This window comes from Hymenobacter jejuensis, from assembly GCF_006337165.1.
Taxonomy (GTDB): domain Bacteria; phylum Bacteroidota; class Bacteroidia; order Cytophagales; family Hymenobacteraceae; genus Hymenobacter; species Hymenobacter jejuensis.
Genome location: NZ_CP040896.1, coordinates 2,131,545 through 2,157,104, shown reverse-complemented (window position 1 = coordinate 2,157,104; position 25,560 = coordinate 2,131,545). Strand labels below are relative to the sequence as shown.

General features: G+C 56.4%; 29 protein-coding genes. 13 read left to right on the top strand and 16 right to left on the bottom strand.

Annotated features, from left to right (window positions below; genetic code table 11):
• Positions 1–197: 197 nt before the first annotated feature.
• Positions 198–2,666 (bottom strand): bifunctional YncE family protein/alkaline phosphatase family protein, encoded by a 2,469-nt coding sequence (locus tag FHG12_RS08820; RefSeq protein ID WP_139515383.1) that lies wholly within the window; start codon positions 2,664–2,666, stop codon positions 198–200.
• 59 nt (positions 2,667–2,725) lie between these two features.
• Positions 2,726–4,606 carry a chloride channel protein gene (locus FHG12_RS08815; protein ID WP_139515382.1) on the bottom strand — a complete coding sequence of 627 codons (1,881 nt, stop codon included), beginning with the start codon at positions 4,604–4,606 and terminating at the stop codon, positions 2,726–2,728.
• A 396-nt stretch (positions 4,607–5,002) separates the two neighbouring features.
• Here FHG12_RS08815 and FHG12_RS08810 point away from each other — a divergent pair, with 396 nt between their 5' ends.
• The 3 genes from FHG12_RS08810 (at position 5,003) to FHG12_RS08800 (ending at position 7,356) form a co-directional block, all read left to right on the top strand.
• The gene (locus FHG12_RS08810) at positions 5,003–5,407 is read left to right on the top strand and encodes a SpoIIAA family protein (protein WP_139515381.1); all 405 of its coding nucleotides are present in this window, start codon (positions 5,003–5,005) and stop codon (positions 5,405–5,407) included.
• Between the two features lie 84 nt (positions 5,408–5,491).
• Entirely contained in the window at positions 5,492–6,604 is a 1,113-nt protein-coding gene (locus tag FHG12_RS08805; RefSeq protein ID WP_165699348.1) for an acyltransferase family protein, read from the top strand.
• Between the two features lie 104 nt (positions 6,605–6,708).
• Positions 6,709–7,356 carry an Hsp20/alpha crystallin family protein gene (locus FHG12_RS08800; protein WP_139515379.1) on the top strand — a complete coding sequence of 216 codons (648 nt, stop codon included), beginning with the start codon at positions 6,709–6,711 and terminating at the stop codon, positions 7,354–7,356.
• 55 nt (positions 7,357–7,411) lie between these two features.
• Here the strand turns inward: FHG12_RS08800 and FHG12_RS08795 are convergent, their stop codons facing one another.
• Positions 7,412–8,098 (bottom strand): alpha/beta hydrolase, encoded by a 687-nt coding sequence (locus FHG12_RS08795; protein ID WP_139515378.1) that lies wholly within the window; start codon positions 8,096–8,098, stop codon positions 7,412–7,414.
• A gap of 255 nt (positions 8,099–8,353) precedes the next feature.
• Between FHG12_RS08795 and FHG12_RS08790 the strand changes: the two genes are divergently transcribed.
• Together FHG12_RS08790 and FHG12_RS08785 are read left to right on the top strand one after the other, a co-directional pair.
• The gene (locus FHG12_RS08790; RefSeq protein ID WP_139515377.1) at positions 8,354–8,737 is read left to right on the top strand and encodes an Hsp20/alpha crystallin family protein; all 384 of its coding nucleotides are present in this window, start codon (positions 8,354–8,356) and stop codon (positions 8,735–8,737) included.
• Between the two features lie 442 nt (positions 8,738–9,179).
• Entirely contained in the window at positions 9,180–10,424 is a 1,245-nt protein-coding gene (locus tag FHG12_RS08785; protein ID WP_139515376.1) for a S8 family serine peptidase, read from the top strand.
• Between the two features lie 125 nt (positions 10,425–10,549).
• On the opposite strand, the gene FHG12_RS08780 is transcribed toward FHG12_RS08785, so the two are convergent.
• Together FHG12_RS08780 and FHG12_RS08775 are read right to left on the bottom strand one after the other, a co-directional pair.
• On the bottom strand, positions 10,550–10,873 hold the full coding sequence (locus FHG12_RS08780; RefSeq protein WP_139515375.1) for a hypothetical protein: 324 nt from the start codon (positions 10,871–10,873) through the stop codon (positions 10,550–10,552).
• Positions 10,874–10,959: 86 nt separating this feature from the next.
• Positions 10,960–11,232 (bottom strand): VF530 family protein, encoded by a 273-nt coding sequence (locus FHG12_RS08775; protein WP_139515374.1) that lies wholly within the window; start codon positions 11,230–11,232, stop codon positions 10,960–10,962.
• A gap of 143 nt (positions 11,233–11,375) precedes the next feature.
• On the opposite strand from FHG12_RS08775, the gene FHG12_RS08770 reads away from it, so the two are divergent.
• From FHG12_RS08770 to FHG12_RS08760, 3 genes are all read left to right on the top strand, one after another.
• Positions 11,376–12,221 (top strand): glycoside hydrolase family 25 protein, encoded by an 846-nt coding sequence (locus tag FHG12_RS08770; RefSeq protein WP_165699347.1) that lies wholly within the window; start codon positions 11,376–11,378, stop codon positions 12,219–12,221.
• 85 nt (positions 12,222–12,306) lie between these two features.
• Positions 12,307–12,690, top strand: a complete 384-nt coding sequence (locus tag FHG12_RS08765) for a septal ring lytic transglycosylase RlpA family protein (RefSeq protein ID WP_139515372.1) — start codon at positions 12,307–12,309, stop codon at positions 12,688–12,690.
• 37 nt (positions 12,691–12,727) lie between these two features.
• Positions 12,728–12,922: a hypothetical protein gene (locus tag FHG12_RS08760; RefSeq protein ID WP_139515371.1), complete on the top strand. Its 195-nt coding sequence runs from the start codon at positions 12,728–12,730 to the stop codon at positions 12,920–12,922.
• Between the two features lie 107 nt (positions 12,923–13,029).
• On the opposite strand, the gene FHG12_RS08755 is transcribed toward FHG12_RS08760, so the two are convergent.
• Positions 13,030–13,446, bottom strand: a complete 417-nt coding sequence (locus tag FHG12_RS08755) for a DUF6799 domain-containing protein (RefSeq protein WP_139515370.1) — start codon at positions 13,444–13,446, stop codon at positions 13,030–13,032.
• 149 nt (positions 13,447–13,595) lie between these two features.
• Between FHG12_RS08755 and FHG12_RS08750 the strand changes: the two genes are divergently transcribed.
• The 3 genes from FHG12_RS08750 to FHG12_RS08740 all read left to right on the top strand — a co-directional run bounded on the left by FHG12_RS08750 (position 13,596) and on the right by FHG12_RS08740 (position 15,404).
• On the top strand, positions 13,596–13,976 hold the full coding sequence (locus FHG12_RS08750) for a DUF3140 domain-containing protein (protein ID WP_230471335.1): 381 nt from the start codon (positions 13,596–13,598) through the stop codon (positions 13,974–13,976).
• An 89-nt stretch (positions 13,977–14,065) separates the two neighbouring features.
• Positions 14,066–15,019: a DnaJ C-terminal domain-containing protein gene (locus FHG12_RS08745; RefSeq protein WP_139515368.1), complete on the top strand. Its 954-nt coding sequence runs from the start codon at positions 14,066–14,068 to the stop codon at positions 15,017–15,019.
• A 52-nt stretch (positions 15,020–15,071) separates the two neighbouring features.
• Entirely contained in the window at positions 15,072–15,404 is a 333-nt protein-coding gene (locus FHG12_RS08740) for a chaperone modulator CbpM (RefSeq protein ID WP_139515367.1), read from the top strand.
• Between the two features lie 22 nt (positions 15,405–15,426).
• On the opposite strand, the gene FHG12_RS08735 is transcribed toward FHG12_RS08740, so the two are convergent.
• From FHG12_RS08735 to FHG12_RS08710, 6 genes are all read right to left on the bottom strand, one after another.
• Entirely contained in the window at positions 15,427–16,164 is a 738-nt protein-coding gene (locus tag FHG12_RS08735) for a ZIP family metal transporter (RefSeq protein ID WP_139515366.1), read from the bottom strand.
• 161 nt (positions 16,165–16,325) lie between these two features.
• Positions 16,326–16,604, bottom strand: coding sequence for a heavy metal-binding domain-containing protein (locus FHG12_RS08730; protein ID WP_139515365.1), 279 nt, complete (start codon positions 16,602–16,604; stop codon positions 16,326–16,328).
• An 18-nt stretch (positions 16,605–16,622) separates the two neighbouring features.
• Positions 16,623–16,964, bottom strand: a complete 342-nt coding sequence (locus FHG12_RS08725) for a hypothetical protein (protein ID WP_139515364.1) — start codon at positions 16,962–16,964, stop codon at positions 16,623–16,625.
• Between the two features lie 57 nt (positions 16,965–17,021).
• Positions 17,022–17,645 carry a hypothetical protein gene (locus tag FHG12_RS08720; protein WP_139515363.1) on the bottom strand — a complete coding sequence of 208 codons (624 nt, stop codon included), beginning with the start codon at positions 17,643–17,645 and terminating at the stop codon, positions 17,022–17,024.
• Between the two features lie 98 nt (positions 17,646–17,743).
• Entirely contained in the window at positions 17,744–18,604 is an 861-nt protein-coding gene (gene nadC, locus FHG12_RS08715) for a carboxylating nicotinate-nucleotide diphosphorylase (RefSeq protein WP_139515362.1), read from the bottom strand.
• Between the two features lie 69 nt (positions 18,605–18,673).
• The gene (locus FHG12_RS08710; RefSeq protein ID WP_139515361.1) at positions 18,674–19,072 is read right to left on the bottom strand and encodes a DUF4783 domain-containing protein; all 399 of its coding nucleotides are present in this window, start codon (positions 19,070–19,072) and stop codon (positions 18,674–18,676) included.
• Positions 19,073–19,212: 140 nt separating this feature from the next.
• On the opposite strand from FHG12_RS08710, the gene gpmI reads away from it, so the two are divergent.
• Together gpmI and FHG12_RS08700 are read left to right on the top strand one after the other, a co-directional pair.
• Positions 19,213–20,775 (top strand): 2,3-bisphosphoglycerate-independent phosphoglycerate mutase, encoded by a 1,563-nt coding sequence (gene gpmI, locus FHG12_RS08705; protein ID WP_139515360.1) that lies wholly within the window; start codon positions 19,213–19,215, stop codon positions 20,773–20,775.
• Positions 20,768–21,337 carry a hypothetical protein gene (locus tag FHG12_RS08700; protein ID WP_139515359.1) on the top strand — a complete coding sequence of 190 codons (570 nt, stop codon included), beginning with the start codon at positions 20,768–20,770 and terminating at the stop codon, positions 21,335–21,337. Before gpmI ends, FHG12_RS08700 begins: the two co-directional genes overlap by 8 nt.
• A 65-nt stretch (positions 21,338–21,402) precedes the next feature.
• Here the strand turns inward: FHG12_RS08700 and FHG12_RS08695 are convergent, their stop codons facing one another.
• The 4 genes from FHG12_RS08695 to prfA all read right to left on the bottom strand — a co-directional run bounded on the left by FHG12_RS08695 (position 21,403) and on the right by prfA (position 25,195).
• Positions 21,403–21,843, bottom strand: a complete 441-nt coding sequence (locus FHG12_RS08695) for a hypothetical protein (protein WP_165699346.1) — start codon at positions 21,841–21,843, stop codon at positions 21,403–21,405.
• A gap of 245 nt (positions 21,844–22,088) precedes the next feature.
• Positions 22,089–22,514, bottom strand: coding sequence for a secondary thiamine-phosphate synthase enzyme YjbQ (locus tag FHG12_RS08690; protein ID WP_230471334.1), 426 nt, complete (start codon positions 22,512–22,514; stop codon positions 22,089–22,091).
• Between the two features lie 9 nt (positions 22,515–22,523).
• Positions 22,524–24,044, bottom strand: a complete 1,521-nt coding sequence (locus FHG12_RS08685) for a hypothetical protein (RefSeq protein ID WP_139515357.1) — start codon at positions 24,042–24,044, stop codon at positions 22,524–22,526.
• An 80-nt stretch (positions 24,045–24,124) separates the two neighbouring features.
• Positions 24,125–25,195, bottom strand: a complete 1,071-nt coding sequence (gene prfA / locus FHG12_RS08680; protein ID WP_139515356.1) for a peptide chain release factor 1 — start codon at positions 25,193–25,195, stop codon at positions 24,125–24,127.
• Between the last annotated feature and the right edge of the window lie 365 nt (positions 25,196–25,560).

Genomic DNA, 25,560 nt, shown 5'->3' with positions numbered 1-25,560 from the left:
CGCGTACAGCTTGCGGGGCATAAAGCTTGCTTCGGATGTCAACGACATTAGCGGCGAGTAGTATTCTATAACAAATGACAGATTTTTTGGAAGTATTTCTACCTTCCTGTTGCGTTTGTTATATACGTGCCGAACCGATTTTGGAGGGGTTTTGACTTAAAAAGTTGCAATTGCCCTGCACGGCGGCGCGGGCTTTGCTACTTATCGTCCTTTTCGGGCTTGCAGCGCACGAAAGCGCTGTGGCGCGGCACTGGCATGGGGCTGTCCTCGCCGCGCACGGCGTGCCAGATGTTTTCGTTGAAGGGCACATCCGGGACAGCGTCTTCCCGGGAGAAGTCGTATTTCTGTGCCTCGCGCGAGCTTTTGTTGAAGGCAGTGTTGCGGGCGTCGAGATCGATGCGGGCGGGCTTGAGCACGTAAGGGCGGGCGTCGGGAGTATCCGTAAAGCATTCCCATAGAGGCGTAGCGGCTGCATCATACTGACTCATGGGCGGCAGCCCCAAAATCAGTTCTAGCGTGCGCAACATCCCCGAGGTCGAGAACATGGTGTGAATCACGGCGTTGCGCTTCACCAAAGGCCCGGCCAGATAAGCAGTCGAGCGGTGGGCATCGACGTGGTCGGGGCCATTTTGGGCGTCGTCTTCCAGCACCATCACCACCGATTCTTTCCAGATCGGGCTCTTCGCCAAGTGCTCGATGATACGGCCCAAGGCCAAATCATTGTCGGCGGCGTAAGCAAGGGGCGTCCAGGCGCCCTGCTTGGCCCCGGCGGTATGGTCGCTGGGCAGACGCAGAATCTGGAGGCGCGGCACCGTACCGGCCGCCACAAACTGGTCGAACTCCCGCTCCCACACCTTCTCCCGATCCACATCCCGGATTTTCATATCAAACCCCGGATACTCAGGTGCATAGCGCCCGCGCAGCGACTTGCTGGCTTTGCCGCCAAACACAAACTCGCCGTAGCTACGGAAGCTCACGCCGGCCCGCTCGCAGTAATTCCACAAAAACCCGTCTTTGGGTTCAGCCACCGCCCCACGGCCACCCTCGTAATCGTAGTTGCCGCCGCGGTCGCTGTAGTTGCTGGGCCAGGTTTTTTCCACGTAGTCGGTGGCGTAGGCGGCCATGCTCCAGTTGTGGCCGTCGGCGCTCACTTCGGCGTCGGCGTAGAAGTTATCGAGCAGCACAAACTCGCGGGCCAACGCGTGGTGGTTGGGCGTCACATCTTCGCCAAACAGGCACAGCCGCTTGTCGCCGTTGCCCTCGGGCATATCGCCGAGCACTTGGTCGTAGGTACGGTTTTCCTTGATGATGTAGAACACGTACTTGATCGGCGAAGGCTCTCCCACCCGGCGCGGCACCGGGTTGCCGGCGGGTACATCGGGCTGCTGTTCGCGGGCTTTGGTGTAGGGCGTGTTGGCGTACACCTGCGCCGAATAGCGCGTCAGAGCTGCTTCATCAGGAATGGGGATTGCTGATAATGAGCCTTTTAGCAAGCCGCCAATATATTGCGGGGCCTTGCCTTCGCCAATCTGGTGCATGGGATCAGGGCCGTCTTGATTATTGGGCAGGGAAGCCGTGCCTTTGCCGTTGGTGACGAGCAGCGTTTTGCCGACGGTTCGCACGGCCGTGGGGTACCAGCCTGTCGGGATGAAGCCCAGAGACCGGCTCGCGCCGAGCGTTTCCACGTCGAATACGGCCACGCAGTTGTTATCCGCGTTGGCAATGAACAGCCGCTCTTCGTCGGCCGAAAGCGCCACGCTGTTGGTGGTGCTGCCGGTGGGGGCGTTGGGGAAAAGTGCCGCCGAAAGGGTTTCGGTTACGCGCTGGGTACGCGTATCGATTACCGACACGGAGTTGCTGTTGGCATTGGCCACAAACAGCCGCCGTCCATCACGGCTCAGCACCATATCATTGGGGTGACTTTCCACCGGGATAGTAGCTGTAATGCGCTTTTGTTCAGCACTATACACTGTAACGCTGCTGCCGCCCCATTGCGAGATGTACAGTTCATCGCCGCGCGGCGCGAGCACTACCGTGTAGGCCTCGCTGCCCAGCTTGGTGCGCCCGGCCACAGCGCGGGTGCGCAAGTCGATGGTGTAGAGGGCACTATCCTCGCGGGTGACGGCGTAGAGCAATTGCCGGCGCGCATCGACGGCGAGGCCCGTAATGCCGATGTTGGGCTTGCCGGGCTGCGGCCGGTCTCGCCACGGAGGCCCGAGTACGATGGCGCTGTCGGGAAGCAACCTGTTGTTTTCAATCCGAAAGCAGTGAATCAGGTTCTGCTCGCCGCCTGAGGCGTATAAGGTCTTTTCCTGCGGCCCAAAGGCCAAGCCCAACCAGGCAGCAGGGACGACCTTCTGATCGAGCACTTTCCCCGACGGCGTTTCCAGCAGCTGAATAGAGTTGGGACCGTAGCCGTTGTTGGTGACGGCGGCCAGTTTGCCGCTGGGCGCCACAACCAGGTTGAGTGGCAAGTCGCCGAGCGGCGTTTGGGTGCCGGCCGGCGAAAGCTTCCAGCCGTTGGGCAGCAGCGTTTGCGCAGTGCCGGCCACTGGGCCCGGTAGCACAGCTTTTCCGACGTGAGTAGCAGGCGTACCAAGGCGCGACGCTGATAAGCACCCAGCCAAAGCTAAGGTGCTTACCACCAATGTTTTATGCAAACGCATACGCAGAAGGCTTAAGTCTTTGGCAAGATACGTCGCTAAGGCATCTGTGCCACAGCCTGTTAGCTGCGCCCTTTCGTTACTTTCAGTAATTTCTGGCCGCGCAGTAAAATCTTGATACTGCGGCGCTTAACAGAAATATCGGCCTGCGCCAACTCGTCTTCGTCGAGGCGGTATTTGTAGGAGGCAATGATGTCTTTGTAGGACAGCACGCCAGCTACCTTTTTCCGGTTTTCGGCCACTACCACCGGCAGCACATCCACGTTGGCGCGGGCCATGGTGGCCACGGCCGTCCGCAGCGAATCAGTGTCGAGCACCGAAGTCGGCTTGTGGCTAATCAGCGTGTGGATGGGTGCTTGCCGGTCCTGCACTTTTCCGTAGAGATCGGCGAAACTGACAATGCCTTTGAACTCGCCTTCGTTGTCGACGATCACAAAGTAATTGTCGGCGCGGGTTGGTTCTTGCTCGAGCCACTGGCACACTTCCTCTATTGTATTGTCGGCGCTAATTGTCAGGCTGCCTTCGCGCAACACTTGCCCTACCCGGATTTTTTCGAGCATGTCGGGCTCATACGAATCGGGCGTTTTGACGCCGCGGCGAGCAATTTTTTCAGTCATGATGGTATTGTCCATCAGGAAAAACGACACGAAATATGAGCCCGTGCAAGCGCCCAGCAGCGGCAGCAGCGCGTGCGACTGGCCAGTAGCTTCCACGGCAAACACGATCGACGTAAGCAAAGCCCGCGAGGCCCCCGCAAACATGGCGGCCATGCCCACCAGCGCGGCCATCGGCACCACAATTTCGGAGCCGGGGAAAAAACGCAGAATCACGCCGCCCAGCAAGGCACCGGTAGCGCCGCCAATGGTCAGCAGCGGCGCCAGCGTACCACCCGACGTGCCGCTGCCCAAGGAAATGGCCCACGACACAAACTTCAGGAAACACAACGACAGCACCACTTGCAGCGTGAGGTTGCCGGAGAGCAGGTCGGTGATGTTTTCGTAGCCCACGCCCAAGGTGCGGGGGGCAAAATAGCCGACCACTCCCACGGCCAAGCCGCCCAATGCCGGCCACCACATCCAATGGATAGGCAGGTGTTCGAACTGATCCTCAATGAAATACACCAACTTGGTAACCGCTACCGAAGCCAAGCCGACGACTAAGCCAATAAAGCTGTAAGTAGCCAAAGCAATATTACTCGGGGTGTCGAGCAAGGGCATCCCGAATGCCGGGCCGGACTCAAACAGCAGGTGATGGCCCGCCGCGCCGGTTATACAGGCCAGCGCCACCGGCAAAATAGACCGGGGCGAAAACTCAAACAGCAGCAGCTCAATGGCCAGGAAAATCGCGGCGATGGGCGTCCCGAAAATGGCCGACATGCCCGCCGTAGCGCCCGCCGCCAGCAGAATTTTGCGTTCGGTGTGCGTAATTTTCAGCGCTTGCCCAATGGATGAGCCAAAGGCGCCGCCCGTGGCAATAATGGGTCCTTCGGCACCAAACGGGCCACCCGTGCCGATAGAAATGGCCGCTGATAACGGCTTCAGAAACATCACGATAGGCTTGATGCGGCTCTTATTGGTCAGGACTTGCTCCATTGCCTCCGGGATGCCGTGCCCCCGAATCGCCTTGGACCCATACAGCGCCATCAGGCCCACAATGATGCCCCCGATAGCGGGCAACACAATCACGAAAGCGCCCAAATGATTGCCGGCCGGGCTGTGGTATTGCACCGACGACTCGCCGTAAAACGCCAGATTCGAGACCCAGTTGATTAAATACACCAATCCCTTGGCGACAAAGCTGATCACGAAGGCAATCGCGACGGCCAACGCCGATATTCGAAGCAAGCGCTGCTTGTCGCGAACGCGTTTGGGATGGATGTTTTCGGCTTCCAAAGCAGGCACTAAGGAAGTAGCAATGGGGATTCTGGAATCAGGTACAATCATTTTTGCCGAACGACTTATTTAAATTATAAACGTTTCATTATCAAACACATAGCTCAGGGCTATGGCATTTCCTGCGTATTGCTGGCTACCTACTTAAACGCCGCTGACGAAAAGTGGACGCGCCGGAAGAAAGAATAACGCGGCTGGCCCCCATAAGGTGCTGTAAGACAGCCATATTCATGGTCCGCCACAAATTGCCACGGGGACCTGTGCTGTGCATGAAGCACCGATCGGAGATGAGCGCAAATCTGTACAACATATTGATAGTCAATTTTTTATGCAACAATAAAATTGCTTCGCTGTTGCTTGGCTTCTTTTCAGAGGGGCGGCTTAACCCTCTTGGCTAGGCGTCGTATTAAGGAGCAACATTCTTACCTGTTGCCTACTGCTCCCGTTATGTTTGACGTCGTCGATTACCCCAACCGCAACCTACTGGCCCTGACCATTTCGGGCACACTCAGCAAAGCAGACTACGATAGTTTTGTACCCCTGATTGATCAGAAAATAGAACAGTGGGGCAAGCTCAATCTGTACCTGGATGTGCGGAGCTTCGATTATATCACGGCCAGCGCCCTTTGGGAAGACATCAAACAGGACGTCAAGCATTGGAACGACTTTCATCGCGTAGCCATCACCAGCGACGACAGCAACCTGCTCAAAGCCGCTGCCGCGCTCGGTACATTGGTCAGCTCGGCCGAGATCCGGCATTTTCCGCTGGAGCACAAGGAGGAAGCAATTGACTGGGCCTTGGGCGCCGAAAAAGCCCCAGACGTGCATACCGAAGAGATTCACAGTTCGTAAGCCGTCGGTCGGCGCAAAACCGTTTACTTCGGGCTCCCAACTTTTGCCCGGCCGTCGGCCGGGCTTCTTTGCATGTCCTTGGCTTTGCCTGCGCGCCCTGTAACTTCTACTGCTACTCACCGGCCCGAACTCGATACGTTTCGGGCGGCGGCAGTATTGCTGGTCATCTGGGAGCATTGGCTGCCAAGCAGTTGGGTGCCCTTCGATACGGGTGGACTGGGGGTTACGGGCTTTTTCGTGCTGAGCGGCCTACTCATTACCGGAATTCTGCGCCGGGCGCGGTCCGCTGCGGGCGCGGGGCGCTGGCAAGTGCTAAGTCCCTTCTATGTGCGCCGGGCGTTGCGCATTTTGCCGGCTTATTACTTAGTCGTCGGGATTTCGTGGGTATTGCGGCTGAGTTTTGTTCGCGAGCATCTGCCGTGGTTTGCGCTGCACGGCGCTAACCTTCTGTTTTTCAGGCAGTTGTCTTGGGGTGAAGGTACGGGCCATCTGTGGTCGCTGGCCGTAGAGGAACAGTTCTACCTTGTCTGGCCCTTGCTGGTATTGCTGGTACCGGTGCCGCATTTTCGTACGTTGTTGGGGCTGTTGGCCGTGCTGGGGCCGCTGGTACGCTGGGCGTTGCTGTACGCTACAGGCACCTCTTTCGCCCTGATTCTGCCTCCGGCCTGCCTCGATTTGTTTGCTATAGGCGGGCTGCTGGGCCTTGTGCTTGAGCAAGTTAGCTGGCCGGCGGTGCGGTGGACGGGCGTGGGCGTGGCGTTGCTGGTGGCCTATCTTTTTCTGGAAAAACTGGGTGGCGCGGGACGGCTTATCTTGGGGCCAACACTGCAAGCCGGGGCAGCGGCGGGGCTACTGGCGGCCGCACTCAGCACCACGGCCCCGAGGGCACGCCGGCTGCTTACATGGCCGGCTTTTGTGTTTTTGGGGCGCATCAGCTACGGGGTGTATCTCTATCACCTTATGTTGCCTGTGCTGCTGTACCGAGTATTGCACCGCGTGGGCACGAGCCTCGCCGGTGGGGCGTATTACCAGGCCCTCATGGACTGGGGAAAGTCGGGGTGGCAGGTGCTCCCGATGCTGGCAATTTTGGTGGCAGTAGCTGCCTTTTCGTGGCGTTTTGTGGAGCGGCCAGTTCGGGAGCTGGGCCGTAGATGGCAATACCCTGTTAAAAACCAAAAACCAGCCTCAACACGATAAAAACAGCGAAAATTTTCTGCCATTTGGTGAAACCTAGCCGAAATTAGCCTACGTAAAATACGCGTCGTCAAGATTAGTAATTCACTCTTTAAAGACTTACTACCATGGCTATTCAGAAGTATCAAGACTCATTTTCGGACATGATGCCGACGAACTTTTCGTCCATGCTCGACCGCTTCTTCAACGACTCGATGGCCTCGCGCGGACGTGTTTCCAACTTCTCGCCGCAGGTAGACGCTTTTGAAACCGAGAAGGGCTACGAAATCGAAGCTTCGCTGCCCGGCCTGAAGCGCGAAGACATTAAAGTCGACTTTCATCAGGGCCGGCTCACGATCTCGGGCGAGCGGCAGTTTAAGAACGAGCAGAACGACCGCCGCTACCACATTGTGGAAAGCTCTTACGGGTCGTTCCAACGTTCCTTCCAACTCCCTGATACCGTGAACCCTGGCCAGATAGAAGCCTCGTTTGAAGACGGCGTGCTGCGGGTGCACGTGCCCAAAGACGAACAGAAAACCATGCGCCATCAGATCCAAGTCAAGGGCGGCCAGAGCGCTTCGGGCAGCGGCCAGATGTCGGAGCGCATGGGCCAGCAAGCCACCGATATTCCGGTGCAAAGCAGTGAGTCGGGCGACCAGTCCAAAGGCCGTTCCTCTAAAGACAAGAGCAGTGCCTCAAGCAGCAAACAAGGCCAGGAAGTCGGCAACGGACAAGGAGCCAACAACGACCTGGACCGCCGGGGCGTAGGCTCTTGATAATCAGACAGTACCAATACAAATCAAAAAGGTACCTCGCAAGAGGCACCTTTTTTTATTCGGTGGGATTTGGATCGGGAGCCGGTTCTACCACGGTTTCGCCGCCCGCGCCCAGCGCAGCCAACGTCAGGGGGCCTTCATCAACGATGAGGAGCTGCGCGCTGAGGCCCGCTTCCAACAAATCCTGCACCAGCCCCTCGCCTGCCGCTTCGGGCGTATACGCATCGGCTGTAGTGGCTACCACCGTCACCGGGCGTTCGGGCAGGCCAACGAGGGTCGCACGCCGATCAATTTCGGGCGGAAACACAGCTGCGTACAGAATCAGGCGCTCGTAGGCGAGGCGGTTGCCGGCCAGCCAGCGGCACGCGGCGGCGGCCCCGTGACCATAGCCAAGCACCGTTACGGGCGTATCGGGCGGACACGTAGCCAGCACTTCGTCGGCCAAGGCATCGAGGTACGTGGTGAGGTCGGTGAAGTCGGGGAGCAGATCGCCGGCCGCAAACCACGCAGCCCCCACGCGGCGCTGGCCGTCTTCGTCGGGTGGCAGGGCGTAGCGCGACAGGGCCTCGGGCAAAATCAGCAGGCGTTCGGGCGTGTCGAGTTTCTCCAGCTGCGCAGCTTGTTCGGCAACGGGCTGGCCTTCGCCGTGCAGGCAAAACCAAATATGGCGCACATCGGGGCCGGCCGGGCCGAGGCTATAATAGCGGGCGGTGCGCGTGGTGGCAAAAGTAGCAGGCTGCATAAGCAAGGTGCTGAGTATCGTGAGGACGCTTTACCCCTATATACGCAAGCTGGGCTTCGAGGCGGGATGAGCCACTATTTCTGGTTGTTTTGCAGATAAATCGGTGTCCCTTGCCCTGCCATTATGACCACAAACAGCTAATAGCGAGTCCTTTCAGCCCGCCAAGATGACGCAGAAAGCGTGACAGAAGCCCTTCCTAGTTGCTGGTACAAGATTTGATTTAAGGAGCTCGTACTAAGAGAGGAAAACCAAACCATGAACCTGATCAGCAAAGAATTTATCCGCAACATCGCTCCGCAACTGGACCTGCTCAATACGTTGGGCGGCGGCACTGCGCAAGCCGTGATGCGCGTAGATAAGCGCGACAAAGGCGTGGTGATTCGGGTGGCGGCCCCTACGGTAAGCCCCGAAAACTTCCACGTATTACTCAACAACAACAAGCTTACGGTGTACTGCGAATACCGCCACCAGCCCGACGATAAGCTTGCCGCTCCGCTGTTTGCCCAAACCCTGGACCTGCCCGCCAACCTCGACCTGAGCCGCATCGATGCGGTGCACGAAGAGAACGAGTTGCGCGTTCGCATTCCGTTCCAGGACCCAGCAGCCCGCCAACGCGAAATCGAAATCAAGCAGCGCTAAGATCTGCTCTTGCTGCTCCTTTTATAACGTCGGGACCGACCGGCATTTGTTCCATTGTTGAGCCACTGCTTCCGCAGTGGCTTTTTTATTTTGCAGTATTTTTCACAAGGATTTGACTATAAGTAACTTATATCACAGATCTTATAACAGCTTGCTACTTCAGCAGACTTAATAAAATAATATTCATTATTTATAATATCATAATTTTTTGCTTTCCGAGCAAAATCAGCTTCATTAGTCTGTAAACAGCTTTTTTAGCCTCACTAGCCGTTGCAGCACGAGTTTAGCGAAGCAGATAGCAACTCAAGCACTTGCTAATGAGCGCCTAAGAGCTTAATATACATTTGGCTTCCGCACGTGGCGATAGGTACCCGCGCTGCCTAAGCACGGCGCTAAGCTGCCCGCTGAGGCCTTTTTGTTCCACCCTTCACTTGCCAACAGCATGCAGAAACAACAACTAAATATCCGGTTTACGCCTTGGTTATTGGGTGCTTCCTTACTTGCGGCAACGGCCACCTTTGTGGGGTGTTCGGACGGGGGCGTGGAGCCTACCGACCCAACTGCGGCAGCTACCAGCAACGATGCGCAAGGGAATAACGGCCAGAATGCAGGCGACCTCATTCCCGGGCAGTACATCGTCGTGTTCAAAGACGGTTCTGTCGACGTAAGCCCTTCGGCCCCTTATGAGGAGAAAGTGGCGAAGGTAAAAGCCTCAGCGCAAGGACTTTTGAAAGGCAAAGGTCTGCGGGCAGAAGCAGTTGGTCATGCGTATGGCCACGTACTCAAGGGGTTCTCAGCCAGCCTGACGCCCGGCGAGGTGGCGCAACTCCGACAAGACGACCGCGTGGCTTACATTGAGCAAGACAGGGTGATCACGTTGGGCAAGCCTACCTCCGGCGGTGGTACCACCCAACCGGCTCAAACGATACCCTACGGCATTGCACGTGTGGGCCATACCACCGTAACCGGCAAAACGGCCTGGATCATTGATACCGGCATCGACCTCGATCACCCCGATCTGCATGTTGACGTCGCGCGCAGCAAGTCGTTTCTGACTAGCGGCGCCAACTACGCCTCGCCCGACGATGGCAACGGCCACGGCACCCACGTATCGGGTACCATCGCAGCTATCGACAACTCCATTGGCGTGGTGGGAGTAGCGTCGGGGGCGACGGTAGTCGCGGTACGTGTGCTCGACGCCCGCGGCAGCGGCTCCACTTCCGGCGTCATAGCAGGAGTCGATTATGTGGGTTCGAAGGGCAAAGCTGGTGATGTGGCCAATATGAGCCTAGGCGGCAGCGTATCTACGACCCTCGACAATGCGGTGCTGAACGCCTCTGCGGGCGGCGTACTGTTTGCACTGGCCGCCGGCAACGAATCCGACAGCGCAACCAACCACTCGCCGGCCCGCGTCAATGGCCCGAACATCTACACGGTTTCGGCCATGGACAACACCGACACGTGGGCGTATTTCTCCAACTTCGGCAACCCGCCCGTGGACTATTGCATGCCCGGCGTGAGCATCAAATCGACGTGGCTGAACGGCGGCTACAACACAATCAGCGGTACTTCCATGGCCACGCCGCACATGGCGGGCGTGCTGCTTGTGAAGGGCAAGTCATTCACGATCAGCGGCTACGTAAAGGGAGATCCCGACGGCAAAGCCGACCCAATTGGGCATCTGTAAGCAATTCTATATCACATACTTAAGCAAACAGGGCCGCCAAAGTTGGCGGCCCTGTTTGGCTTTATCTCGCGGGCCGGCTGAGCCCTATTTTTAACCCTGACGATGCCGGCGAAGCAGTTATTCTTTTACGCAAACAACGGAATCAGCAGCAGGAAGCCGGTGAACAGCGACAGGTAAAACCAGCCCATCACCTGCCCGCGGTAGCGGCGCGGCAGCCGGTTGCTGAGCAGCAGCACGGCCACTACCACCAAGGCCAGGTGCAGCAGCAGAAACACCACCGTTTTCACCCAATTGCTCACGATCGTGTTTTCGGGCTGCATCTGGTTGCTCATGCCCAGACCGGAGGTGGCAAAGCGCAAGGCATAATACGCGAGCGCTTCAAACCCGACAAAGCACACGAAGCCTCCCAGCAGCGCCAGCGGACCAGATTTTTGGGAAACATCGGCCATGAGGGAATGTTGAATTTCAGATACTGAATATTGAATCTCGATATAAGTTATTTACAATCAATAACTTATGTAAATAAGTTCGGCTTTTATCCTTTAGACTTCAGAATTTCTTCTGAGCGGGTTCGGATGTAGAGTTCCTCGACCTTAGCCCGGGCCCAAGGCGTGCGGCGCAAAAACGTAAGGCTGGACTTGATGCTCGGATTGACGGCGAAGCAATTGATGCGAATGCGGCGGTCGAGCTCGGGCCAACCGTAGCGCGCCACCAGATACTCCAGAATCTGGGCCAGCGTCACGCCGTGCAACTCCCGGATGAGGTGACCGGCTTCGTCGCGGGCGTCGGAGAAATCGGAAGTGGCCATTGCGTTGTTCTTCTGCTAGCGAAAGTAGGCGATAGAGCCAGCACCGCTGGCTTGTACGCAAATCTACGCCGGTATCGGCATTTTTGCGCGGGCCGGGTACCAGCCCTATATCCTGATACGTTACCTTTGAGATGGCAACGCTAATGAATCGACCCCGACGACCTGCTTCTTCCCGCGCCGCTGCGTCGCGCCGGTACTTGGGCTGGGCCGCTCTGGCACTGCTGGTCGGGCTGCTGGCTTTTTACGTGCATTACCGGCGACCAATCAATCGCTACGCCCGCCGCACCTATGCTACGTTTATCAGTAAAAATCTGACGGGGCTGGAGCGAACCCCCTTACTATCAGGCTATTCGGTGCATGGCATCGACGTTTCGGCGTATCAGGGCCGCATCGATTGGAAGCTGGTCGCGAGCCACGATGTGCGGTTTGCGTTCATCAAAGCCACGGAAGGCGTGACGCTGCGCGACCCGCGTTTTGCGGGTAACTGGCGGGGCGCCCGGGCGGCCGGCATCTATCGTGGGGCCTACCATTTTTTCCAGCCCAACTACGACGGCGCCCGGCAGGCCAATCTCTTCGTGCGCACTGTGCCGCTCGCGCCCGGCGACCTGCCGCCGGTGCTGGACGTGGAAGCCCCCGAGTTTCACGATGTTTCTATAATGCGCAGAAACATAGATACTTGGTTGCGTTTGGTAGAGCGCCATTACGGCGTCCGTCCCATTCTGTATTCCAACTACAGCTTCTACAAACGCCACCTTGCCGGCCACTTCGACAAGTACCCGCTGTGGCTGGCGCACTACGAAGTGGATAGCCCGTCGCTGCCCCGCGAAAAGTGGATTATCTGGCAACATTCCGACGAAGCGTACGTGCCCGGCATCCGGGGCACCGTCGATTTCAACGTATACCAAGGCAGCTTCAACAGCCTGCTTTCGCTGCGTATTCCGACGCCATCTAAAGAAGCCAACGATTCATTATCAAAATCAACCGATTAATAATCAACATACTATATTCATATTCAACACAAGCATCGCCTGTTTCGTAACGCTTACTTGCCGGCTTCACTTTCTGTTTTTGCCAATGCCTGACTTTCGCCTTCGTTTTGCTTCGCTGCTGCTTTTAGTGCTGCCCTGGTTCTTGGGTGCCTGCGCGAGCAGCAGTACCTTCACCCAAAGCGGCCAGGCGTCGTACTACGCCGATAAGTTCAACGGCCGCGAAACGGCCAGCGGCACCGTGTACCGCCCTGGCCGCCTGACGGCCGCACACAACACCTTGCCCTTCGGCACGGTCGTGCGGGTGACCAACCCGCGCAATAATCGCTCGGTGAAAGTGACCGTCACGGACCGCGGGCCGCACGCCAAAGGCCGCATCATCGACTTGTCGCGGAAGGCGGCCCGCAAAATCGGCATCATGGGCCAGGGCGTCGCGCCGGTGAAGCTCAAAGTGGTGCACGCCGCCCGCTAAATCAGCCTACCAACCAGATACTTACGCCATTTTTCGAATGAATATTCGCAAGAAAGTCAAATGGGATATCGCAGCCAAGGCCGATCGGTTTGTGGCGCTGGGAGCTTTCGTGAAGGCAGCAGAAGCCCAAGGCTGGACCGAGGCGGAAATTCAGTACGTGATGGACGAGATCGTGAGCGCGAAGGACGAAGCCGAAGCAGCCCTTATTTTTCAGGACTACACCCAAGCGTAGTTCGGGCGAATGCGACTCGCCTTTACCCAGACAGAAGCGGGCCGACTGGAAGTACTTCCAGTCGGCCCGCTTCGCTTTTAATTGCAAGATAATAACCTGACTATAAGCTACTTGTTTTTGCGCTTCATTTTGGTTTTGTCCTTGCCCCCGTCTTTGGCCGCCATCATGAGGCTGTCTTGTTGGGCTTTCATCGACGCGGACGTGACGCGGCCGGTCAGCGAAACGTAGTCGCCTTCCTTGAGCATGGTTGTGGTGCCATCGGGCGCCGTGACAGTCCCATTGACCGCAATCTTGGTACCGTTGACCAGGGTTACGTCTTGGCTCAGCGGGTCGGTGTGGCCGTTCTGCGTCATCATGACTTTGCCTTCTTTCATCATGGCGCCGTCCTTTAGTGTAATGCCCGTCGGCGCGACACGGCCGCGGGGTGCAACGGGCTTGCGGGGTGGTAACTTGGTTTGGGCTTGCGCTGCTAAAGCACTCAGGCTCACCAGCAAAGCAATGGGCAGGAAAACACGAATCTTCATGGGTGGGATGAGAAGTAAGTGAAAGATGTAGAAGTAACGAGAACTCCTAAAATACAAATTACCGGCCAAAATCTTAGCGTCGAGCAGGCAACCCGCGCCGGAGCCGGTGCGTTTGGAAAAGGCGGCCACGCCCCCCTAACCGAACGCTTTTGTTTCACCCCAACCACCCATTCACCATGCGCGATTCGAAGGATTCCGAAGACATCTACACCGATTTTAAACAGCAGGTCAATATGACGGCCGGCGAAATAGAGAAATGGCTAAAGACCGACGAGTCGAAATCGGTGGGCCAAGACAGCGGCGACGGCGAAAGCATTGGGCATAAGTCCGGCGAGCACATCATCGAGATTTTGCGCAAAAAGAAAGCGGAGCTTACCGCCGCCGACGAGGCGCACATGCACAAAGTACATTCGTACATCAGCCGCCACCTCAAGCAAGGCCCTCACCATCAAGAAGATATCGAGAATTCGCGGTGGCGCTACTCGCTCATGAACTGGGGCCACGATCCCCTGAAAAATAAGAAGGAATAAAAGACGAGGAATGAAGAAAGAAGCAGGACCTGCTTTTCTCGTGCTTTATTTCTCATTTTTCGTTCCCAATTCTTCATTCCTGACTAGCCGTGGACTACAAAGATTATTATAAGATCCTGGGCGTTGAGAAAAACGCGACTACCGACCAGATTAAAAAGGCATACCGCAAGCTGGCGCGGCAGCACCACCCCGACGTAAACCCAAACGACCCCGAAGCCGAGCGCAAGTTCAAGGAGCTGAACGAGGCCAACGAAGTGCTAAGCGACGAAGAAAAACGCCGCAAGTACGACCAGCTCGGCGCCGATTGGCAGCGCTATCAGCAGGCGGGTGCGGGCCGTGGCAGCGGTGGCGGTGGCTTCGATTGGTCGCAGTATACCCAAGGGCAAGGCGGTAGTTTTGGCGGATTTGGAGGCGGCAGTGGACCCGAAGACCCGTTTGGCGGCGCCGATTTCTCCGACTTTTTCAGCTCTATTTTTGGCGGCATGGGCGGCCGGCAAGGGGGCAGCCCGCGGCCCGGCGCGGGCCACGACTACCAAGCCGAGATGGAGCTTTCGCTGGAAGACGCCTACCGCGGCGGGCCGCGCACGATCAACGTCAACGGCAAGAGCCTGCGCATCACCATTCAGCCCGGCGTAGAAGACGGACAGGTCATTCGGCTGCGCGACCAGGGCGCACCGGGCCGCAACGGTGGCCCCAATGGGTCGTTGTACCTTACGTTTCGGGTGCTGCCCGATCCGCGCTACACCCGCACCGGCAACGACCTGACCATGGAAGTGCCCATCAGCATTTACAAAGCCCTTTTGGGCGGCGAACAGGTGGTGGAAACGCTGTCGGGGTCGGTCAAAATCAAGATCAAGCCCGAAACCCAAAACGGCACCCGGCTGCGGCTGCGCGGCAAAGGGTTTCCGCTGTATCGGCAGGCGGGGCAGTTTGGCGATCTATACCTGCGCCTGGTTCCGACGCTGCCGCAACACCTCACCGACCAGGAGAAAGAGCTGTTTCGGCAACTAGCCAAGCTCCGTGGCGAAACACTTGAATCTTAAATAGTTATATAAAACTGACTGCTTTTGTATCTGCTGTTATTTTCCTACCGCTATGGAAACGCACATCCTCACCATTTCCTTCCGCGATTGCGCCGCCACCTACGGCCTGAGTGAGCACGACTTGCGCGAGTTTGTAGAGCTCGGATTGCTACACCAAGCCGAAGCGCCTGATACACTGCAAGTTGAGCCTGAACACCTAGCCCGGCTGGTACGCTTGCATCAGGACCTAAGCATTAATAAAGAAGGCATTGACGTGATTCTGTCGATGCGCCAGCGCCTACTGGACTTGCAGGAAGAATTGATGCGGCAACGCGCCCGTGCGCTACAACTGGAGCGTGTGCTCCGAGGCATGGGGCCAATCTTCGATGCCGACGACTGGATTTAGCAACTAGTTGATTTATTGAACATTACACCCAATCTACAGCCAGGGCCAGCAGGGCACCGATGAGAGTGGCCACTAGCTTGCGCACGTTGAGGTGGTGGTCGGGGCTGGTTTCGAAGAGAATGGTGGTGGAAACGTGCAGGAAGTTGCCGGCTACCAAACCCAGCAACGCCGCGTACCAACCGTTGCTGAGCAGCTCGTCCAGTACTACGTAGTTGCTCACGATGATGCCGGCGGGCGCCGCCAGCGCAAACAGCACCAAATACGGCAAGGCCCGCCAGAAGCTGTTGAGCCGCATCAGCAACGCGGCCATAAGCGCAAAAGCGGCCGGGATGTGGTGCAGCGCTATACCGGCCGTGATGGCGTAGAAATTCTGCCCGACGCCTTCCGTTTCGGGGTTGCGCACCAAGATGCTGCCCTCAAAAAAAGAGTGAATCACGAGCGCCGACAGCAGCAGGTAGGGCACGCGGCCAGCGTGATGGGTTTGGTGGTGAATGTGGCCGTGCTCAACTCCTTGGGAGAACACCTCCAGCAGCAGCTGCCCGAAAAAGCCCGCCAACACAAAATAGCCTACCCGATGCGTGTTGTGTGGCGTCAGGGTAAGGGCTTCGGGCAGCAAATGCGTGATGGTCAGCGTGAAAAGATACGCTCCGCTAAACGCAAGCAGCGGCTTCATCCAGGTGGTGCGCGCTGTGGGCACAAGCCGGGTCAGCCAGCCCGCACCCAGCACCGTGGAAAACAGCATCAGCACAGAAAGCCACATAGGAGTTGTATATCTTAAGCGGGCAGGCACCTCACTTGTAAATAATTGATTATAAGTAACATACTTCTGCTAACAGCAAAGGGCGCTGTGAGCGCCCTTTGCTGTTAAACCTTGATAGTCAAAGCGTTACCTGCGACTTTACGGTTACCTTCTCGCCACCTTCAGAGCGAGTCGGAGGAGGTACTTGGCTTGTAAGCAGGGTTGCGTACGAGTTCCATCTCACAGACAGGGCACTTGCCGGGCTTGTTGCTTTCGCTGCCCTCGCACCCCATGGGGCACACGTAAGCCAACACGGGCTTCGCGACGGGCTGGCTCGCCTCCTGCTTGGCAGCAGACGAAACGCTGGTCTTCTCGGCAAGCGGTTGGTTGTTGCACCCCGCCAAAGCAGTAGCCGCCGCCAGCAATACGCCCGCGACGGCCGGTTTACAGTTTGCCAACATCACGGCTGCGCGAGGTGCTTAACGCTGAACTTCGTGGCCGCTGGCGGTGGTGTCCTCCTGGCTTGGCTTAGCGTTCTTGCTGGCCTCCTGCTCGTTAGCAGTACGGGCCTGATCGGCCGTGGGTAAGGCTTGCTTTTCGAGGGTTGCGTGGGAGCTGATGGGCTCGGCAATGGCACCGCCCTTGGCTTGATTCGGCGCGGCTTCGGTGTGCTGGTCGAAGTTGTCGCTCGAACGCGTACCCGGCGCTACCTGATCTACGGATACTTTGTTTTCCGGACGCCAATCCGAAGGTTCAGCGCTGCATGCATTCAGCGCAAGAGCGGCTACCGCCAGCGCAGAGAACAAAAGATTTTTATTCATATAAAGCGAAGAAAAAAGAAGCAGGAGTAAATGAATACCGGTTCGGCCGACCAAGGGTTACGCCGAAGCGGGGCCGTTGCCGAGCCCGGTCGCGGCGGGCAGCAGGTTTTTGCGCCGCAGCATGGAGTCGAACAGCTTGATGTCGTTAGGCGAGTTGAAGATCTTGAGGGGCAGCTGCAAAAACATCGGCGTCTCAAAGGTACGCGCCACCCACAAACGCCAGCCTTTGAGCTCGGCCGGCATTTCGGGGGCTTGCAACCACAGCAGGTAGCCTTCGGCGTCGCGCTTGGCTTTACCGATCATGTTCCAGGGCAGGGCACGGCCTTCGCGCTCGTTGAGGCGCATCACAATTTGCTTAGCATCAATCTCATAGCTAAAGCGTTCAAACAGCGCCTTGCTTTGCTCCATCTGCGTCACGCCCGTGATCTGGGCCGAGCGCAACAGCACGTAAAGCAGCGTCAGCAGGGCCGCTAAGGCCAGCCACCACCACGAATGCCAAATTACGGCGGGCAACAGCCCGATGGCAAACGGAATCAGAGCGTACCACCATTCCTTGCGCCACACCTGGGCCATGGCCAACTTGGTGTAGGTGTTGGTGTCGAGCTGGCTTTTTTTGGTCCGGATGGCAAGTGGCGAAGCCCCTTGCGCCTGACGGAAACCACGTTGATTGGGTTGATTCATGTTGCGGTAGTGTCAAATGCTCAAATGACGAAGTAGCTAATCTATCAGCAGTTTTTCAACTATCTAATAATCAACGAATTGCATTCGCATTCAACGAGTTAATATGCTTTAAGGCTGATGTCTAGAATAGTGGCGGAGTGCGTGAGGGCGCCTACGGAAATGAAGTCTACGCCGGTAGCGGCTACTTCGGCGATGGTCTGCTCCGTAATTCCGCCGGAAGCCTCGGTTTGGTAGCGACCACCAATGAGCCTGACGGCTTCCCGCATTTGCGCGGGCCGCATGTTGTCGAGCATGATGCGGTACACGCCGCCGGTTTCCAGCACTTGCTGCACTTCGGCCAGCGAGCGGGTTTCTACCTCAATGGGCAGATCGCGGCCGGTGCGCTTCAGGTACGCATGCGTGGCTTCAATGGCCTGCCGAATGCCGCCGGCATAATCCACATGATTGTCTTTGAGCATGATCATGTCAAAGAGCCCGTAGCGATGGTTGACGCCGCCGCCGATCACCACGGCCCACTTTTCGCACAACCGAAAATTGGGCGTCGTTTTGCGGGTGTCGAGCAGTTTGGCTTTGGTACCGGCCAGCAAAGTTGTCAGATAGGCAGTGTAAGTGGCAATGCCGCTCATCCGTTGCATGCAGTTGAGTACCAAGCGCTCGGCCGTCAGAATGCTGCGGGCAGGTCCTTCCACAATGAAGGCTACGTCGCCGTGTTTGACGGGAGCACCATCGGTCAGCAGCAGCTCCATACGCAACGCCGGATCCACTTCCCGAAAGATGAGGCGAGCCAACTGCACACCGGCCAGAATACCCTCGCCTTTGACCAATAATTTGGCGCGATTTCGGGCGTTGGCCGGGATGGCAGCCAGCGAAGAATGGTCGCCGTCGCCCACATCTTCGGTCAGCGCCGTGCGGATAAACGTTGAAAGAGCTTCCGGAGTGAGGTAAGGGGCGTTTTGCACGGTACAAAAATAGAAAAAGGCCCCGACATGCGCCGGGGCCTTTTTAGTATTCGCTAACGAAGTGGCGGGTCACTCCTTGGTAAACTCGATGTTGTCGATCTTGAAGGTGCCGCTTTCCGATTTCATCTTGACGAACACGCGGTAAGAACCGCTCTTGCCGTTATACTTTCCGATGGCGTAGGGGATGCCCCCGTTGCTGGCCCCTTGGTGGATGTATTCAAACCCGTTGGGAGCGTTCTTGGCGAAGAAATCCTTCATCACGAACTCGGCCTGCGTAGGACTGTAGCTTTGCTTGTCACCATCAAAGCCCAGCTCCACGGTGGCGCTGAAGAATTGGGCCAGCTCATGCGAAGAGCCGGTGCGAATAGCGTCGCGAACGGGTCCGAAGGCCTCACCCTGCGCGTAGCCAGCGATGGAGAGCAGCGCCAGACAGGTAATGACCAAGGCCCGATATAAGTTGCGTTTCATACTAGAGTAAAGAATGCATCATGCAATACGCTAAAACTATGCCAACAGGGCACTACGTATAAAATATCTCCTGCGTTGGCCCTGATCAGACCAAGATAAGAAAATAGACACGTTACGCGCCCTGCCCTTATCTTTGTGGTATGAATAAACAGGTATTGTTAGTGATTCTGGACGGATGGGGCTTGGCGCAGAACAAAGAGGTCTCCGCCATTGACAAAGCCCAAACCCCCTTCGTTAACTCGCTGTTTCAGCGCTTCCCGCACAGCAAGTTGCAAGCTTCGGGCGAAGCCGTGGGGTTGCCGGAAGGCCAGATGGGCAATTCTGAGGTTGGCCACATGAACATTGGGGCCGGCCGCGTGGTGTACCAGGATTTGGTGCGCATCAACAAAGCCATTCGCGAGCGCAAACTAGGCGGCATTCCCGCCTTGGCCAATGCCTTCGAATACGCCCGCACAAACGCTAAAAACCTGCATTTCATAGGGCTACTATCGGATGGCGGCGTGCATTCGCACATCGAACACCTGAAAGCCCTGTGCACCTTGGCGCACGATGCCGACGTGCACAAGGTGTTTATTCATGCCTTCACCGACGGTCGCGATACCGATCCCAAGGCCGGTGTCAACTACGTCAACGACTTGGAGCAGCACCTGGAGCGCGCTGGGGGCAAAATCGCTTCCATTGTGGGCCGTTATTACGCCATGGACCGCGACAACCGCTGGGAACGGGTGAAAATCGCCTACGACCTGCTGGTGAATGGCAAAGGCACGCCCTCGCAAAACCTGATTCAGTCGATGCTCGACTCGTACAAGGAGGGTGTAACGGACGAATTCCTGAAGCCCATCGTGAAAGTGGGTGCCGACGGACAGCCTTTGGCGACTATTCAGGAGGGCGACGTGGTGATCTGCTTTAACTTCCGCACCGACCGCGGCCGCGAAATCACGCAGGCCCTCACGCAGCAGGATTTTCACGCCTTCAACATGCACCGGCTGAACCTGCATTACCTCACCATGACCAATTACGACGCCACTTTTACGGGCGTCACCCCGATTTTCGACAAGGATAACCTCGATAACACGCTGGGGCAGATACTGGAGGCCAACCACAAAAAGCAGATCCGCATCGCCGAAACCGAGAAGTACCCACACGTTACGTTCTTCTTCTCCGGTGGCCGTGAAGTGGAATTTGACGGTGAAACCCGCATCATGCGGCCTTCGCCTAAGGTGGCAACTTACGATTTGCAGCCCGAAATGAGCGCGAAAGACCTCCGCGACGCGCTTGTGCCGGAGTTGCAAGCCAAGTCGGCCGACTTCGTCGTGCTCAACTTTGCCAACCCGGATATGGTAGGCCATACCGGTGTATTCGAGGCTGTAGTAAAGGCCGTGGAAACCGTGGACGCTTGCGCCAAAGATGTAGTAGAGGCCGCCCTAGCCAGCGATTATGCCTGCATCGTCATCGCCGACCACGGCAACGCCGACATGATGATCAACCCGGATGGCACGCCCAACACAGCACACACTACTAACTTGGTTCCCTGCATTTTAGCTGACAACAACTACCACGGCACGTTGTCGGATGGAAAGCTGGGCGACATTGCCCCGACCGTGTTGGCGCTCATGGGCATTCCGCAACCGGCCGATATGACGGGAAATTCGCTGTTGCAGCCCACCGAGCAAGCTGTTCCGAGTCCCGTTGCGAATGCGTAGCTTTTGGCTGGTAGCAGGCTGGGGGCTGCTAATCACCGCGTGCGGTTCCGATGAGCAAGCGCAACCTCAGCAAACCGCGGCGCACAGCACGCAATATTTCGACGTCAAAGGCTTTCTTGATGCCCAAGCGCAGCTGCTGAACCGGCAAAATCCGGCTGTGGAGAAGAAGGTAAATCTACGCGACGGAAAGCTGGAAACCACTCGCGTGCCCCACGTAGACTGGACTAAGGAGTTGCAAATCTTCTACCAGGCCGACATCAACAAGCCGGCTCTGCGCGGTGCGTACGCCATCGAATCAGCCCCCACGAATGGCCAACGCGCTTACGTCCGCAAGCCGGGGATTGAGAATACCGTTGAAAATCTGACAGTTACCGCCGATGGCGATCAAGTACGCGAGCTCACAGCGCGGCTTGTTCAAAACAACCCGCTGTTCTATTCGGAGAAGAAGCTGTATTTGCACACCACCAATGGCGTCCTCAGCGACTACCGCGTCGAAGGCTTGCAAAAGCTGGTAATGTTCGATACGCTCCGCTACTCAGCTGCGATGCACATCATCAAGTAACTATTTGATTGTCAAATAGTTACTTGATGATCTTATATTTCTGATGGACCAGCACCTTTTAGAGCCTAGTCTACGTAAGGCTCCACCTTTACCGTGCTGATTTTGCTGCCGCTGTAGGTCACGGAGATGTAGTTGGTGCGTTCGGTGTCGCCGATGCGCAGGTTCTGGCAACTCGTTGACTTCCTGCGCGATACTACTGTAATCCCGCTCTGCAAGTGCCGGCCGTAGGTCGGCTGAAAATTGGTAATAAAGGCGTGGCGTAACAGGTCCTTGTCGGGGGCTCGGTAATACTCGAACCGGTTGCCTTGGTGCCGCAGCACAATAATGGTGTCGACCTGGCCCCGCTCGTGCACGTTGGCAAACGGCTTGCGCACCACAATGATAGCGCCCGCTTGCAGCAACTCGTCAATCGTCGGCTCGGCGCCGAAAGGCTGTCCGGCCAACGAGTCGTCGGTAATCACACAGATGCTTCGGTTGGCCAGCGGCACCGGCACGGCGGGTGCCAAGTGATGCTGGATTGGCCTCGGGCTTGGTTTTGTACTGTGAGCCGGCTTTTCGTCGGAACTCACCGCGGCCATCAACCCTGCACACAATGCAGCCGCCGTGGTCAACTTGGAAGACGAAAAGAGAACAAAGGCTAACATAGGGAGACTCTCAACGAGAGTATTTTCTGCCTCTTACGGTAAATTTTTCATTTCGCCACCTCCGCAAGTATAATTTTTTCAATGTCCGGAGGTAGTTAAGCAGTGATTCACGATTGGCCCATCAGCGTGGCCATCACCCAGCGGCGCGAGGCATGATTGCGGTGCTCTCCCAAATAAATTCCCTGCCAAGTCCCCAGTGCCAACTGCCCATTGCTCACCGGAATGGTGACGGAAGTCCCCAGCAATGCCGCTTTCAGATGTGCGGGCATGTCATCGGGGCCTTCTTGGGTATGACGAAAGTACGGAGCGTTTTCGGGAGCTACGCGGTTAAAGTATTTTTCAAAGTCGTGACGTACAGTAGGATCGGCGTTTTCGTTGATGCTCAAGCTGGCCGACGTATGCTGAATGAAAAAGTGGACAGTACCCACTTTTACTTGCTCTAGCTCGGGCAGCTCAGCCGTTAACAGATCAGTAACCAAGTGAAAGCCGCGGCGCACAGCCGGTAAGCGCAAACGTCGTTGAACCCAGATCATGGTTCGCAATTAGGGGTTCAGTCGCTCGTAAGCGCCGAGGTCGGGAGAAGAAGGATCGCGCGCTACATTGAGCAGGTCGCGCGACACAAAAGGAGTAGCGTATCTCTTATTGCTGGCAGGTGAAAGGGTATCTAACTGATAATCAAATTTATCTGAGTAACCTACACCGGCCGGGCGTTTAAATTTCGGATAGTTGCTTTCGTTATTGGACTGATTGGGCAGTTGATATTCTTTATAAAGATCCGTCCTAATTAGATTATTAACAAGATTTCGTTGAATATTTCCTGGTTTAAATTTAAATAAAAGTTCGTCCTTCAGGAGCAAGCCGTTCGCAAACGTATTGCCCCAGACAATAGAGTTGCGAATGTCCACGACAGTGGGCTGCCTAGCCGCTTGCGGCGTGGCAAAATCATCGGTGAAGGCCATGGAAGGCGAGTCGCGCTTAAACGAGGGCGTGAAATTGGCTACGGTGCAGAAATTCATACCAAACAAGCCACTGCCAATACTGAGTACCGCGTACTCCCCACAATTCGTTATTAGACAATTAGTTAAGCTAAAGTCGCCGGAAAAGCTCAGGATGCCGCCGCCCGTGAAGTTCTGGCCGCCGCTGGCAAACGTAAGCGCTGCCCCCGATATGTTTTTAATGACCGTATTTTCGACCGTCACGCGGGGCCGCGGTTGCAGGTTTTGGGGGTTGTATACCAAGAGTCCGAAAGACGCATTTTTGATTTCGGCATACCGCACCACGTTGTCGTGGCTGCTGGCGTCGAACTGGATTCCGCGCCATTGACCCGGAATCTCGTTGTAAAATGGCTCTAGACGGTCGGCTGCGAAGCGCACGATGTTCCGGTCGGTCGCCTTCACCGTAGCTGTACCGGGGTTGAAATTGGCATTTACCAGCAACCGTCCCTGCACCACAATCGCGGAGTTGGCGTGCGAATAAACGCGGGTGCCCGGCTCAATGGTCAGCGTACAATTGGGGCCGACCAGCACACTGTTGTAAATGACGTGGGGCTTGTCGTTGCGCCATACGGCATCGCAAGGCAAAGTCTCACCGTCGTGAAAATATGCGTTCTGCCCATAAGCTATCAACCTGACACTCTGCTCGTTACCGTTCGTGCGAAACCGTACCTGATCTTCGATCAGAAAAGGCTTGCCGTCGCCGGCAGTAGGATCGATAGCGGCCCGCACCAATACCAATACGCTGTCCTTGCCCCGGATCTCAACGTTGCTGGCTCCAACTCCGGCTTCACCGTTGAGGGTCAAAGTATAAGGCGAATTGGCCGGCGTGCCCAGCGAAATCTGCTCCACCTTCACGGCGCGGGCATTGCGGTTATACACCCACAACCGTTTCGTGACCGTGCCCTTTTGCACAAACACCGTATCGAACTTCACGGTGTCGGAGGAAAACTCCAGCTTGGCCGATGCGCTCGTCGTGATGACATCTTCCTTCGGCTCGCAGCCCACTAACAACGAGCTGATGCACAGAAAAATAGACAGAACGGGCAGCAGCAAGCGCATAGGATTCATAAAAAACGTCTGTCATCCTAATGAAGGAAGGATGACAGACGCATGAGACAGGTTTCTATAACCTATTAACTTTCAAATACTTACACAACGCCTTCTTTCAGCTTTTCGGCGCTTTCGGCGATGCGGAGCTGCTCAACAAACTCGTCGATGTTGCCGTCCATTACGCTGGATAAGTTGTAGACGGTCAGGCCGATGCGGTGGTCCGTTACGCGGCCTTGGGGGTAGTTGTACGTACGGATCTTATCAGAACGGTCGCCGCCGCCGATCATGCTCTTGCGAGCAGCGCCTTCGGCTTCGTTTTTCTTGGCCAACTCAATCTCGTAAATGCGCGAGCGCAGTACCTGCAGGGCCTTGTCGAAGTTTTTGAGCTGCGATTTCTGGTCCTGGCACTGAGCAACGAGGCCGGTTGGGATGTGGGTAAGGCGCACGGCCGAATACGTCGTGTTAACGGACTGACCACCAGGGCCCGATGACATGAATAGGTCCTTTCGGATGTCGTTCATATCCAGCTCGATGTCGAGTTCTTCTGCCTCTGGCATTACCACAATAGAAGCCACCGAAGTGTGAATGCGGCCCTGCGTTTCGGTAGCCGGTACGCGCTGCACACGGTGCACACCCGATTCGAATTTGAGCTTGCCGTACACGTCTTCGCCTTTCAGCGAGAGCACGATTTCTTTGTAGCCACCCGAGGTGCCTTCCGTGGCGTCGATCAGGTCCATGCGCAGGCCCTGCTTTTCGGCGTAGCGCATGTACATACGCTGCAAGTCGCCAGCAAAAATCGCCGCCTCGTCGCCGCCAGCGCCCGCCCGGATTTCCATGATCACGTCCTTCGAGTCATTCGGATCTTTCGGGATGAGCAAGTCTTTGATCACGCTTTCCAAGCGATCTTGCTCGGGCAGAAGCTCATCGAGCTCCGCCTTCGCCATTTCGCGGAAATCTTCGTCTTTCTCCGTTGAGATGACTTCCCGAGCGTTCTCAATGTTGGAGAGCACCTGCTGATAGTTGCGGTACTCCGTCACGATTTTGCCGAGGTCCTTATATTCTTTGTTGAGGGCCTTGTAGCGTTTCATATCGCTCATAGCTTCGGGCTGCATGAGTTGTTGACTCACGTCCTCGTAGCGCTGGCTAATGGCCTCCAGTTTGTCTAGCATCTTGCCTGTGGGAAATTGTATTTGCTGGTGCAAAGGTACTGAAAACAAACACGTCCGAGAAGGCTCTGCGTTCCCGATTGCCTCGTTTGCAGGGCAGCTTATTTGACTTGGCTGCTAGGATGCCTCGAAAGTTTTACTACTTTGCAGCATCTAGCCCGCGCGTATATGCCTCAGCAGCTTGCTATTCGCTATTTCACCCGCGCTCTGACTGTCATTACAACAGTCACATGGATGGTCATTACCCGGTAACAGGGCTGCCCACTCCACCTTCTCCTTTTTCAACCCCAGAGTTTGCAGCCCCTCACCGGTAAAATCCGATACTGGATTTTTACTGAGCGAGCGGGCCTTTATGTGTTCTACTCACT

Bases quoted from the DNA above. Each gene is read 5' to 3' on its own strand.
- FHG12_RS08720 (WP_139515363.1), bottom strand. From the start codon at position 17,645: ATGAATCAACCCAATCAACGTGGTTTCCGTCAGGCGCAAGGGGCTTCG.
- FHG12_RS08710 (WP_139515361.1), bottom strand. From the start codon at position 19,072: ATGAAACGCAACTTATATCGGGCCTTGGTCATTACCTGTCTGGCGCTG.
- FHG12_RS08725 (WP_139515364.1), bottom strand. From the start codon at position 16,964: ATGAATAAAAATCTTTTGTTCTCTGCGCTGGCGGTAGCCGCTCTTGCG.
- FHG12_RS08730 (WP_139515365.1), bottom strand. From the start codon at position 16,604: ATGTTGGCAAACTGTAAACCGGCCGTCGCGGGCGTATTGCTGGCGGCG.
- FHG12_RS08820 (WP_139515383.1), bottom strand. From the start codon at position 2,666: ATGCGTTTGCATAAAACATTGGTGGTAAGCACCTTAGCTTTGGCTGGG.
- FHG12_RS08765 (WP_139515372.1), top strand. From the start codon at position 12,307: ATGCCTGACTTTCGCCTTCGTTTTGCTTCGCTGCTGCTTTTAGTGCTG.
- FHG12_RS08735 (WP_139515366.1), bottom strand. From the start codon at position 16,164: ATGTGGCTTTCTGTGCTGATGCTGTTTTCCACGGTGCTGGGTGCGGGC.
- FHG12_RS08795 (WP_139515378.1), bottom strand. From the start codon at position 8,098: ATGCAGCCTGCTACTTTTGCCACCACGCGCACCGCCCGCTATTATAGC.
- FHG12_RS08780 (WP_139515375.1), bottom strand. From the start codon at position 10,873: ATGGCCGATGTTTCCCAAAAATCTGGTCCGCTGGCGCTGCTGGGAGGC.
- FHG12_RS08800 (WP_139515379.1), top strand. From the start codon at position 6,709: ATGGCTATTCAGAAGTATCAAGACTCATTTTCGGACATGATGCCGACG.
- FHG12_RS08790 (WP_139515377.1), top strand. From the start codon at position 8,354: ATGAACCTGATCAGCAAAGAATTTATCCGCAACATCGCTCCGCAACTG.
- gpmI (WP_139515360.1), top strand. From the start codon at position 19,213: ATGAATAAACAGGTATTGTTAGTGATTCTGGACGGATGGGGCTTGGCG.
- prfA (WP_139515356.1), bottom strand. From the start codon at position 25,195: ATGCTAGACAAACTGGAGGCCATTAGCCAGCGCTACGAGGACGTGAGT.
- FHG12_RS08815 (WP_139515382.1), bottom strand. From the start codon at position 4,606: ATGATTGTACCTGATTCCAGAATCCCCATTGCTACTTCCTTAGTGCCT.
- FHG12_RS08700 (WP_139515359.1), top strand. From the start codon at position 20,768: ATGCGTAGCTTTTGGCTGGTAGCAGGCTGGGGGCTGCTAATCACCGCG.
- FHG12_RS08775 (WP_139515374.1), bottom strand. From the start codon at position 11,232: ATGGCCACTTCCGATTTCTCCGACGCCCGCGACGAAGCCGGTCACCTC.
- FHG12_RS08690 (WP_230471334.1), bottom strand. From the start codon at position 22,514: ATGATCTGGGTTCAACGACGTTTGCGCTTACCGGCTGTGCGCCGCGGC.
- FHG12_RS08770 (WP_165699347.1), top strand. From the start codon at position 11,376: ATGAATCGACCCCGACGACCTGCTTCTTCCCGCGCCGCTGCGTCGCGC.
- FHG12_RS08810 (WP_139515381.1), top strand. From the start codon at position 5,003: ATGTTTGACGTCGTCGATTACCCCAACCGCAACCTACTGGCCCTGACC.
- FHG12_RS08740 (WP_139515367.1), top strand. From the start codon at position 15,072: ATGGAAACGCACATCCTCACCATTTCCTTCCGCGATTGCGCCGCCACC.
- FHG12_RS08755 (WP_139515370.1), bottom strand. From the start codon at position 13,446: ATGAAGATTCGTGTTTTCCTGCCCATTGCTTTGCTGGTGAGCCTGAGT.
- FHG12_RS08760 (WP_139515371.1), top strand. From the start codon at position 12,728: ATGAATATTCGCAAGAAAGTCAAATGGGATATCGCAGCCAAGGCCGAT.
- FHG12_RS08785 (WP_139515376.1), top strand. From the start codon at position 9,180: ATGCAGAAACAACAACTAAATATCCGGTTTACGCCTTGGTTATTGGGT.
- FHG12_RS08685 (WP_139515357.1), bottom strand. From the start codon at position 24,044: ATGAATCCTATGCGCTTGCTGCTGCCCGTTCTGTCTATTTTTCTGTGC.